The sequence below is a fragment of the Chitinophagaceae bacterium genome (genome assembly GCA_016699815.1).
Lineage (GTDB): Bacteria > Bacteroidota > Bacteroidia > Chitinophagales > Chitinophagaceae > Ferruginibacter.
This window is the reverse complement of sequence record CP065012.1, coordinates 104,558-116,577: the sequence shown is the minus strand read 5'-3', so window position 1 is coordinate 116,577 and position 12,020 is coordinate 104,558. Positions and strand designations below refer to the sequence as shown.

General features: G+C 37.9%; 8 protein-coding genes and 2 tRNA genes. 3 read left to right on the top strand and 7 right to left on the bottom strand.

Going from position 1 to position 12,020, the window contains the following annotated elements:
- Positions 1-5: 5 nt before the first annotated feature.
- The 4 genes from IPO46_00535 to IPO46_00520 all read right to left on the bottom strand — a co-directional run bounded on the left by IPO46_00535 (position 6) and on the right by IPO46_00520 (position 849).
- Positions 6-167 carry a GIY-YIG nuclease family protein gene (locus IPO46_00535; protein ID QQS63139.1) on the bottom strand — a complete coding sequence of 54 codons (162 nt, stop codon included), beginning with the start codon at positions 165-167 and terminating at the stop codon, positions 6-8.
- Positions 139-222: transfer RNA gene (locus IPO46_00530), tRNA-Leu, on the bottom strand. The genes IPO46_00535 and IPO46_00530 overlap by 29 nt, the downstream gene beginning before the upstream one ends.
- Positions 223-253: 31 nt before the next feature.
- Positions 254-335, bottom strand: a tRNA-Leu gene (locus IPO46_00525).
- Positions 336-363: 28 nt separating this feature from the next.
- On the bottom strand, positions 364-849 hold the full coding sequence (locus tag IPO46_00520) for a DnaJ domain-containing protein (protein ID QQS63138.1): 486 nt from the start codon (positions 847-849) through the stop codon (positions 364-366).
- Between the two features lie 60 nt (positions 850-909).
- Between IPO46_00520 and IPO46_00515 the strand changes: the two genes are divergently transcribed.
- Positions 910-2,112 (top strand): alanine dehydrogenase, encoded by a 1,203-nt coding sequence (locus IPO46_00515; GenBank protein ID QQS63137.1) that lies wholly within the window; start codon positions 910-912, stop codon positions 2,110-2,112.
- Positions 2,113-2,116: 4 nt separating this feature from the next.
- Here the strand turns inward: IPO46_00515 and IPO46_00510 are convergent, their stop codons facing one another.
- On the bottom strand, positions 2,117-2,878 hold the full coding sequence (locus IPO46_00510; GenBank protein QQS63136.1) for a GLPGLI family protein: 762 nt from the start codon (positions 2,876-2,878) through the stop codon (positions 2,117-2,119).
- A gap of 16 nt (positions 2,879-2,894) precedes the next feature.
- The gene (locus IPO46_00505) at positions 2,895-5,768 is read right to left on the bottom strand and encodes a TonB-dependent receptor (GenBank protein ID QQS63135.1); all 2,874 of its coding nucleotides are present in this window, start codon (positions 5,766-5,768) and stop codon (positions 2,895-2,897) included.
- A gap of 72 nt (positions 5,769-5,840) precedes the next feature.
- Here IPO46_00505 and glgB point away from each other — a divergent pair, with 72 nt between their 5' ends.
- Both glgB and IPO46_00495 read left to right on the top strand, forming a co-directional pair.
- A complete protein-coding gene (gene glgB, locus IPO46_00500) occupies positions 5,841-7,778 on the top strand; it encodes a 1,4-alpha-glucan branching protein GlgB (protein QQS63134.1) in 1,938 nt (645 codons plus the stop codon).
- 34 nt (positions 7,779-7,812) lie between these two features.
- A complete protein-coding gene (locus IPO46_00495; protein ID QQS63133.1) occupies positions 7,813-8,826 on the top strand; it encodes a tetratricopeptide repeat protein in 1,014 nt (337 codons plus the stop codon).
- A gap of 109 nt (positions 8,827-8,935) precedes the next feature.
- On the opposite strand, the gene secDF is transcribed toward IPO46_00495, so the two are convergent.
- A complete protein-coding gene (gene secDF / locus IPO46_00490; GenBank protein QQS63132.1) occupies positions 8,936-11,893 on the bottom strand; it encodes a protein translocase subunit SecDF in 2,958 nt (985 codons plus the stop codon).
- Positions 11,894-12,020 lie beyond the last annotated feature (127 nt).

The following is a 12,020-nucleotide window of genomic DNA, read 5'->3' as shown; positions in this document are numbered from 1 at the left end:
TTTTTTTAAGGATGCCGTAAAAGCCTTTCATCAACATCTGCTGTTTGGCCAATATAAAATTTGTCAAAATCTGCAGCATACAAAATGTACACAAAATATGCCATTATAAAAAAAGCCCTGACAAATATCAGAGCTTTGTGCCCAGGACTGGAATCGAACCAGCACATCCTTGCGAACGGCAGATTTTGAGTCTGCTGCGTCTACCAATTCCGCCACCTGGGCATACCCCCGCTTATTCAAAAAATTTTTTATGTGCCCAGGACTGGATTCGAACCAGCACACCTTGCGGCGCCGCCACCTGAAGACGGTGCGTCTACCAGTTTCGCCACCTGGGCAATTTTTGAAACGGGGTGCAATATTACGTCAATCGGCCAACCTGTCCAAAATACGCAGAAGATATTTTTTCTTATAATAATAGGTCTTTAGCCTGCTTAAATCTTCAGCAGAATAATCAATATGATCCTGACTTTTTAATATATCTCTTACTTCATCTTCCAGCTTTTGCTGCCATTCATTTACCAGTTCAGCGGCATTTTCTTTTTCGGTAATGGCTTCATTTATTTCGAGCATTTCCATTAAAAAATCATTGGGCAGGTTAAACTTTTCATCATGCTCAATAATTTCTTTTTGCCTTAAAAAATATTCAAGCGTTTTATTTTTATCTTTAAAAATGCCATAGGCTTTATTAATATGTGCCGACTGGTTTTCAGCATCTTCCTGCTCGTCATGGCTAAGCTTTGTATAAAAATCGGGGTGAAATTTTTTTTGCAGTTGAATGTATTTTTTTTGCACACCTGTATGGTCAATACTTGCCCTAAACGGGAGATCAAATAATTCAAAATAATTCATGTTGCAAAGTTAACATTTTCCCATCTTACGGGTTAACTTGCGCACACAATTCAACTTGCTATGCTATATATTGGTTTAATAAGGGAAGGCAAAGTACCTGCCGATAACAGGGTTGCGCTTACACCTGCACAATGCAAATGGGTACATAAGAACAGAACAGATATTAAAATAATTGTACAAACCAGCGCCACAAGGTGTTTTAGCGATGCAGAGTATAAAATAGCCGGTGTAGAAGCACAGGAAGATTTAAGTGGATGCGATATATTATTCGGCATTAAAGAAGTGCCCGTAAATATGCTCATGTCCAATAAAACTTATTTATTTTTTAGCCATACCAAAAAACTGCAGCCCTATAATAAAATAATGCTGCAGGCGATTGTACAAAAAAATATTACGTTAATTGATTATGAATGCCTGGAACATTCTGATGGTACACGTATTATTGGCTTTGGTTTTTTTGCCGGTGTTGTGGGTGCACATAACGGCATAATGGCATTTGGCAACCGTACCGGTAAATATAATTTGCAAAGGGTAAATTCTTCCAAAAACCTTCAATACCTTATTCATACTTATTTTGGCCTGCATTTACCGCCCATAAAAATTGCCGTTACCGGAAGCGGAAGGGTAGCACATGGTATTTTGGAAATAATGAATTTAATGGGCATTCATGAAGTGGACCCGGAAGATTATCTTTTCAGGGATTTTGAATATCCTGTTTATGTGCATTTAAAAGGGAATAATTTATACCGAAACAAGAAAACCGGTAAATATTCAAGAGTTGAATTTCATCAAAACCCGAAAGAATTTGAATGCTTGTTTCAGCAATATTTACCGTATACCGATATTATTATGAATGGCGTGTACTGGGATGCAGATATACCCCGGCTATTTGAAATGGAAGATATAAAAAATTCCGGTTTCCGGGTACAAACCATTGCTGATATTACCGATGATGCACATGGCTCAATACCTGCAAATTTAGGAGATGCTACCATTGATAACCCTGTTTATGGCGTAGATAAAACCAGCTTTGAAAAAACAGCGCCTTATTTAAAGAATTCGGTAGATATTATGGCCGTTGGCAATTTGCCCAATGAATTACCCAGGGATGCAAGCCGGTATTTTGGGGAGCAACTTATTAAATATATTATGCTGGATTTAATTAACGGCAATTCGCCCATTATTGAAAAAGCAACCATTGTAAAAAATGGAAAAATAACCCAACCCTATGATTATATGAACGACTATGCTTATAAAGATTAATTGTTTATAACATTATATTCCATTTAAGCTGCTCCATCCATTGCCTGCTATCTTCATCGTCATCCCCACCGCCCCAATCTTTGGTACGTTCATTAATTAAATCTTTTAAAGTTACACGGGTAAATGTTTTTTTAGCTTCAATTGGTTTTATTGCTTGTTCATCAACTGTATTTACCATTACTTTTGTTGCTATCCATGAGGTATAAAGCCTGGGTATGGTAAGGCCAAGCACCATGCCTGGCAAACCCTGTATAGAACAAGGCCCGCCTGAAATTACAATTTCATCAGTATAAAAAGCAAATACATAAACGCTATCCATAACTACCCCAACCGCTTTGCGGCAGTTAAACCCTGCAATTACACGGCTTTCGTTCACCAGCTTCCAGTTAATTTTTTGTATGGAATCGGCAATATTAAATTTAGTGCCAAATACTTCTTTTAAACTACTGTATTTTTCGGCATCATGGTCAAAATACCAGGTGCTTGCCTCTTCGGAACGGCGGAACCAATCAGGCATTTTTTCTTTTTCGCTCCAGTGATCAAATTTGTATATACTTTTATTCCCTGAAAAAATAAAATTGTAATAACCTGTACGGAATTTGGGGAACTGGTTTTTCATCATTTCTGCCATTGGGCTGCTGCCCATGGTTTTTTGAATATTGGTTTTCACCTCAAACTCAATAATCGCTTTATCAATAAAAGTTTGTGCATTTGCCAAAATGCTATTGGCGCAAATTAAAAAGGCTATAAATAAATACTTTTTCATTTCTAAATTTTCAAATTTACTTGGGTAAGGCAATAATATTATTAGAAGCAGGTTCTTCTTTTGGCTTGGGGCCTTTATTCTTAAAATCCCACCTAAAGCCAATCATAAAATATCTTTTTAAACGGTCGTTCCGTTCTTCGTAATAATTATTGCCATTAAAATTCCTGTCAAACCCAATATTTTGGTTCAATATATCCCTTACCTGCAGGTAAATGGTAAACTCCTTATTCTTTAATGTTCTTTGTAGTTTTGCATTCCACATATTGTTGTTTAAGGCGCCACCGCTTTCTGTTACTTTTCCCCGGTAGTAAAAATTATAATCAGATTGAATAGACCACTCCCTTTTATAATAAATGGTACCGTTAAAATCTAATGTGTAGCTGCTGAATTTATTTTTTGTATTGCGCTGTGAGTTGGTATTGCTGCTCATACTATAGTTATTGCCCAGGCTAAACTCATATTTGTTTTCTTTTGATTTTTGCAGGTCAAGCCCCAGTCCACCGGAAAAAGTTTTACTGAAACTTACCTGCGAATTTATGATATCTGCATACTTGCTATAATTCATATTGGGACTTAGGTTTAACCTAATATCGGCCTTTTTTAATTTTAAACCTATACCGGTGTATACGCCAACACTCCAGTTGCCATTGGTATTAACAGGTTTGGTAATAGTATAACCGGTTTGTGGGTTTATTTGCCTGTCGTTGGTAATAGAATTTTGTGTAACGCTTCCCCATAAGCCCAAATATTTCCAACTGTCTTTCAAAAAATTATAACTATTCACGCCCAAACCAAAATTATGGTTGAAAGATGGCTTAAGATCTGGGTTGCCGACATATTGGTTAAACTGATTGTTGTTGTTCCTCAGGGGTTGTAACTGGTTTATAGATGGCTGCGTGGTTCTTCCATTATAATTAAACCTGAAATTATTGTTGCTTTTAAATTTATAATTAAAATTGGCCGAAGGGAAAAAGTTGGTATAATGACGGTTATAATTTTTATCCAATGTCCTGTCGTTTAAATTAAAACTGGTAAAGCCAACGCCGGAGCCAAAGCTATACGTAATTTTTTTGCCATTATAGCTAAACTTTACAGAAGGTTTGTTCTCAACAATAGTTTGTTTAAAATCATTGGATAAAGAATCTACAATTGTTTCATACTTACCCGAAGAAGGATCGAAGCTGTAAGTTTTTTGGATATTGGTACCGTTGTTAATATTTATTTCATGGGCAAATTCAAGCGCTGTTTTTTTACTCATGGGTTCGGTGTACACCATACGTGTACTAAATCTTTTGGTGCTTTTATCGGAATTGGTAAATTGATTTATATCCTGCAAGCCTAAAGAAACACCGTTATAAAATGCTTCATACTCCCTGTCGAGGTAATTATCAGCATTGGAATTGAGTGTATAAAAATCGGTGTTTACTGATATAGTTCTCCTGTTCTTTTTAAATTTATGGCGAAAGAATGCGGTAACGGTATAAGCCTGTTTATCGCTGTTGGTACTACGGTCAGATGCCGAACTGTTCTTTTTTGTTCCGGTTTCCCCTATAGTGTTTGAATTTACCATTTCAGAACTTTCGGTATGGTAAATATTTGCGCCTACCGTTACTTTTAGCGAACTGTTGCCAGCGCTATCTAATTTCATATCGTAGCTTCCCTTATTCATAAAATTATAACGGTTCACATGAGTTTTAGTAGCAGAGTTTTCAATAAGTGCAGAGTCGCCAAGGTCGGTGCGGGAATAATTGGATTTGTTATTATCATACACCTGGCTATTGAATTTAGGTGAAAAGTTTAGTGTGTGTTTATTATTGGCAAACTTATTATTATATTGCAAGCCTGCATTTACATTGGTTATAAAACCATTTTGTGTACTCACATAGGGTTCATCATCTCCTTGTCCGCCGCCACCCCAAAAAGACATGCCACCACCATCATCCATCATCATCATATTTATATCATCGCTGGCAAATTTTTCTCTGTCCTGCCAGCTCAGTCCATCCTGCCCGGTGTTTCCGTTTAAAAGAAATGCCGAAATTTTTCTTTTGCCTTTAAATGAACTGAACATCATATTGCTGTTAAAGCGTGGGTCTTTATTTTTCAATGGCCCGCCTGCAACATCAATTTTTCCAAAATACCCTTTCTTTTTATCTTCTTTTAGTTTTAGATTGATGGTTTGCTTTTCCTGCCCGTCGTCAATTCCGGTAAACTCTGCCTGGTCGCTTTTTTTCTTAAATACTTGTACTTCTTTTACTGCATCGGCCCTCAGGTTTTTTACGGCCATTCCGGGGTCATCGCCAAAAAACTCTTCGCCATCTACCAATACCTTTTCTACTTTTTCACCCATAGCTTTTATTTCTCCGTTTTTATCTACCTGTATACCGGGTAATTTTTTTAGCAACTCTTCCACATTGGCATTGGCGCTCACTTTAAAACTATCGGCTGTATATACGGTAGTATCACCTTTTATTCTTATTGGCGATCCACTTTTAAGAATTACGGCTTCCAGTAATTTGCTTTTGGGTGTTAATGCAATTAAAGGTAATTCAGTTGATGCAGCGTTTATTGCTATATCTTCCACATAATCGGCAAAAAGCGGGTGGGTGATAAGCATTATGTAATTACCGGGTTTTACCTTATTTAAAGTAAACGATCCATTGGCATTTACACGGGTAAAACTTTGTAAAATAGAATCTTTGGGTGTGAGCAAAGCCACAACAGAGTTCTTTACATTGGCAAAAGAAGAAGTATCTTTAATTGTACCGGAAATTTTTACATCCTGGGAATGGCTAATATATCCGTTTAAAACGAGGCTAAAGAGAAAAATAATTTTTTTTAGGGTCATTGCAGAAAAAATTTTGGCTGGTGCAAAAATCAGGTATCTCATTAATTGTGCAAACTAATCATTTACTAATTTTACGTTAAATCGTTTTGTATAAGCGGTAAAAATAACTTAGAGATGGCATACGAAGATGATCATTTTATAGAAACCACCGGTTATGTTTGGAATTACTCTTATTTCAGCGATGATGAAGTAAAGCAATTTCAGCAGGGCAAAATGTATAATGCATATGAAAAATTTGGGGCACATTTTTTAAGATTATTAAACCAGGATGGATTTTATTTTTCCGTTTGGGCGCCCAATGCTACGGCGGTTTCTGTGGTAGGAGAGTTTAACGGCTGGAAGCCGACGCTTCACCCATTATTTGTACGGCAGGATAGCTCGGGTATATGGGAAGGCTTTATTCCACGGCTTCCTGTTGGCGCTTTATATAAATTTCATATTACCGGAATATTTGAAACTACTTTTTTGAAAGCCGATCCTTTTGCTTTTTATAGTGAAGTAAGGCCGGGAACAGCTTCTATTACCCGTAAACTTGAAATGACCTGGGAAGATGGCGACTGGATGCATCACCGTAAAAAACACAATGCACTAAATGCCCCTTGGAGTGTGTATGAGGTGCATTTGGGCAGCTGGATGCGGCCCGATAAAAACAACGAAAACCTTTTTAATACTTATCATGAAATAAGAGAACGCCTGGTACCTTATGTAAAAGCAATGGGTTTTACGCATGTGGAGTTTATGCCGGTAATGGAATTTCCATACGATGGAAGCTGGGGTTACCAGGGAACCGGTTTTTTTGCTGCCACTTCACGCTTTGGCGTACCCGAAGATTTTATGTACCTTATTGATGTACTGCACCAAAATGGCATTGGCGTAATATTAGACTGGGTGCCTTCTCATTTTCCTGCAGATGCACATGGCTTATACCGTTTTGACGGTTCGGGAACATATGAGTATGAAGACAGCCGCAAAGGTTTTCACCCTGATTGGAACAGCTTTATTTTTAATTACAGCAGGGGCGAAGTACGCTCTTTTTTAATAAGCAGCGCCCACTTTTGGTTCAATAAATTTCATATTGACGGATTAAGGGTAGATGCAGTAAACTCCATTATAAGGCTCGATTTTAGCCGTAAACAAGGAGAATGGGAACCCAATGAATACGGGGGTAACGAAAATATAGAAGCTATAGGTTTTTTGAGGGAGTTAAACAGCGTTTTATACCGGGATTTTCCTGGTATACAAACAATTGCCGAAGAAGCTAGCGACTGGCCAGGCATTACTTTATCGGCAGATAAAATGGGCTTTGGTTTTGGTATGAAATGGATGATGGGCTGGATGCACGACATGTTCCGCTATTTTAAAAAATCACCAGCAATAAGAACCGATGTGCAGGATGACTTTACCTTTAGCCTCATGTATTTTTATGATGAAAAATTTATGCTACCCTTAAGCCACGATGAAGTGGTACACGGTAAAAGCCCCATGCTTTATAAAATGCCGGGAAACGAGTGGGAGCAATTTGCCAACCTTCGCCTATTATATAGCTGGATGTTTACGCACCCTGGTGCAAAACTGCTATTTATGGGTAACGAATTTGGCCAAACCAGTGAGTGGAATTATAAATCGGAATTGGATTGGCCATTGCTGCAATATGCCGCTCATAATAAACTTCAGGAATGTGTACGTACCCTTAATTATTTACTGAGACATGAACCTGCATTTTATGAATTACAGTTTGACAGAAAAGGCTTTGAATGGGTTTCGCTTAATTACCGCACAGAAGGTATTATGATTTTTAAACGCAAGGGAAAGCTAAGGGTAAACGACCTTTTAGTTGTACTCAATGTTAGCAATTTTCCGCAGGAAAACATGGAAATACAAGTGAGTGGTAAATTGCACTATACAGAAATTTTTAACAGTGATGCCGAGCAGTTTTGGGGAAGCGGAAAGTATATGAACCAAAATATTTTTTGTGAAGTTGTTGATAAAAAGAAGAAACTTAATGTACTAAAACTCAACATTCCACCGTTAGCAGCTATAATATTAAAGTAAACAGCTAACCCTGTTTGCGCTAGCCACTTAAACCATGAAACACCTCTTTATTATTGCCGCAATTTGCGGCACTCATCCTGCATTTTCGCAGGCTACCGACAGCGCCACAATCTTCTTCAACAAAGGAAATGAAGAAATGAAGGCAGGCAGGTTTTTGCCAGCCAGTAAAGCCTTTGAAAACGCAGTAAAACACAACCCTTCATTTACTGAGGCCTACCTGCAAAACGGCTTTGCTGCTTTACAAATGCGTAAAGTAAACCTTGCTTTAAATAGTTTTGAAAAGGTGTATGCCCTGGAACCCAATAACCCACAAGCCATTAAAGAACTTACCGAAATATATTACAATTACCGCAAGCTGGATAAGGCCATAGAGTTTGCCAACAAATGCACCCAATGCAGCAATGCTTCGTTTATAAAAGGAATGAGCTATTACAGGAAAGAGGATTATGGAGAAGCCGTAAAACACCTGCAACATGCTCTTAAACTTGATCCTGCCAATGCAGAGGCGCTTTACACCATTGGACGCAGCTACCTGGATATGGACGAATACAGTAAAGCCATACCTTTTTACGAAAAAGCAGCCGAACTGGAAAATGCCAGCAGCACATGGATTTATGAACTGGCCTTACTTTCTTACAATGTGGGGAACTACAAAAATTCGGTAAAATATTTTGCCAAAGCAGCAGAAAAAGGCTATACCCAATCCAATGATTTTGATGAAAATTATGGATTTGCTTCTTTTTATGCCGGCAATTATGATAAAGGTGAGGAACTTATTAAAGAAGTTTGGCGCAAAAAACCCGGTAATAAAGAAATACTGCGAGACGCTGCCGAAGCGTTATATAAAAAAGGCCAGTACGACCGATCCTTAATGTATTGCCAAAAGCTTATGGAATTAGATAATAACGATGCTAAAGCATTATACCAGGCTGGCCTCAACTTTATTAAAAAAGGGCCAAAAGAAAAAGGGGAAAAAATGTGCGATAAAGCCATTGAAATGGATAGCTCATTATCCAGCCTAAGGCAAAAACAGGAAATGCCCTGGTAAATTTTTTAAAGATTTACCTGAGAATTTATTTCATTTTATTTAAAAAAAAGAAAAAATAAAATCCCACTTAACTAAAGCGGGATTTTATTTTTTTATGCAATAAATTCTTTTATAATGTAGGCGCTTTTACTTTTTTTCTTTCTTCTTTAGCTGCACCTAATGGTTTGTCTTTTGCAAAGTCAACCAATATGGGCGCACCTACAAATATTGAAGAATAGGTTCCCGTAACCACGCCAATCAACATGGCAAAGGCAAATCCACGTGTTACTTCTCCACCAAAAATAAATAAGATGAGGATAGTAAGGAACACGGTAAGCGATGTCATAATTGTACGGCTTAGCGTATCATTTAAAGCAAGGTTTACTAATTGCTCTTTGTTGAGACCTTTTTTATCCCTGCTGTATTCCCTGATACGGTCAAATACAATTACAGTATCGTTCATAGAGAAACCAATTACCGTAAGGATGGCCGCAATAAAGTGCTGGTCTATTTCCAAAGGAAATGGCATTACATCTTTAAAGAAAGAGAATACAAATAAGGTAATTAATACATCATGCACCAATGTAACAATGGTACCTAAAGAATACCTCCAATCTCTAAACCTTAGGAAGATATAAATGAAAATGGCAAAAATGGCAAATAAAGTTGCTTTTATAGCGCCCCTCTTTAAATCATCGGAAATGGTAGGCTGAATGGTAGTACGGTACTGGATATATTTTGTACCGGCATTAAACTGATCGTAAGTTAAACCGGCCGGCAATACTTTTTTAAGCCCTTCAAACAATTTTTGTTTTACCTGCTCATCTGCATTATCTACGCCTTTTAAATATGAAGTAGTAATATTCAAATGCCTTCCGTCGCCAATTGTTTTAATAATAGGGTAATCGCCAAATGCCTGTTTTAGGTCATCCCTTATATCATCGTTATTTACTGATTTTTCAAAAGCAATGGTATAGCTGCGGCCGCCTTTAAATTCCACACCTTCTTCAAAGCCATGAAAAAATGCAGCAATACCGCCAAGCACCACAAAAACAGATATGATGTATGCCACTTTTCTATAGCGTACAAAATCAATTTTACGATGGGCAAATATTTTTTCAGATATTTTAGTAAAATAGTTAAAATGCCTTTTTCGGTTGGTCCACACATCGGAAATAAGCCTGGATACCAAAATTCCACAGAATAGGGAAAGCAGCAAACCGATAATTTGTGTAGTGGCAAAACCAAGTACTGGCCCCAAACCAAAGTAAGCCAAAATAATAGCCGTTAATAAGGAAGTAACGTGGGCATCCAATACTGGCGCCAGCGATCGTCTATAACCATCGGCAACTGCCTGCTGGTAGTTTTTCCCTTTTTTAAGTTCTTCTTTTATACGTTCAAAAATAATTACGTTGGTATCTACAGCCATGCCAATGGTAAGCACAAGGCCGGCAATACCAGCAGCAGTTAAGGTAAAGCCCAGTGCCGTGAGTACACCCAGGGTAAATACCAGGTTCAATATTAAGGCAATATTGGCCACCCAGCCGCCGGTGTTGTAATACACAAGCATTAAAATAAATATTACGCCAAATGAAATAAGAAAAGCCAGCATACCGCCACGCACGGCTTCTTTACCCAAAGTAGGCCCTACTTCCTGTTCTGCCACAATTTTTGCCGGCGCATCTAACTTACCCGAGGTTAATACCTTGGCTAAATCCTGTGCTTCTTCAACCGTAAACTGCCCGGAGATTTCGGTATTTCCGCCATCAATTTGGTTAATTACGTTAGGAGCGCTATAAACAATATCATCAAGTGAAATAGCAACAGGCCTGCCTACGTTTTTACCCGTAAGCCTGCTCCAGGTTTTTGTACCTGTTGGCGTCATTTGCATGGTAATAACCACTTTTCCTTCCTGGTTATGGTCCTGCTTTGCTTCTGCAACAGCATCCCCTTCCATTGGGGCTTTTTCTGTACCCGGTACCATTTTTACTGCATATACCTGGAAGAACCTTGCATTGCCTTTATCGTTTTTGGTTTCTTCTCCCAATAAAAATTTTAAATCGGCAGGCAAAGCATGTTTTACTACATCGTTGTTAATGTAGCTAAAGAATTTTCCGGTATCCTGCAACATTACGTTACCAATAGCCGGTGCATAATATTGCTTACCATCAGGGCCGGTTTGTACATCAATAGGCATCATTACCTTAAAGAAAGGGTTGGCATTTTGATGCGCAAGGGTTGTGTCTTTTAATTTTGAGGAATCGTTTTCGGCAATACCATTTAAATAATTTTGCAGGTTTTTATCGGCATTTTGTAGTGCTTCTCCAATTTCATTTATGCGGTACACTTCCCAAAACTGCAGGTTGGCAGAAGATTGCAGGTAAGCCCTTACTCTTTCCGGATCTTTAATACCCGCCAGTTCTACGTTAATAATGCCCTTATTTACATCGAGGTTAATGGTAGGCTGTGCCACACCAAATTTATCAATACGCTTTTGGAGGATTTTATAGGTTTGGCTAATAGCGCCTTTTGCTGTTTCCTGTATTTTACTGATAACGGCATTATCATTATCATTTATTTTTACCTCTTTACCAGGGCCGGCAAATAAGCCAGCCAGTTTACCTGTACCATTTTGCTTAATAAATGCATTGCTGAAAAGTGTAATAAAATTTTCTTCGCTATTCACTTTTTCTGCAGTAGCGGTATTAATGGCTTTAAGTAGTTCCGGGGATTTGGGGTTGTTGCTTAAAGATTTTAATAAACCCTGAAGGCTCACATCCATAGTTACACTCATACCGCCCTGGAGGTCCAGGCCTAGGTTTAGTTCGTTTTCTTTGGCTTTTTGATAGGTGGTGCCTAATGCCAGGGATTTATCTTTTGTGCTATCCAGTATATGTTGCACCTTATCTTCAATGAGTTTTTCCCGGTCATCTGCCGATAAATTTGCAGCTTCTCTTTTTACCATTTTTTCTGCCTGTACCCTTACTTTGCTTTCATAGTTGCGTACAATCCAGGTATATGATAATTCCCAAACGGATATAACAGTTAGCGCAATAGTGAAGAACCAAACTAAACCTTTCAGTTTCATGTGATAATTTTTATTTTTCTATTGCCACATGTAAATCACCAAAAATTTTCATCACCGGATGGTAGTAATATTTGAAAATTTTATGGTTCATTTAATGCAGGAATATTCTCTAAAAAGTAGTAAAATT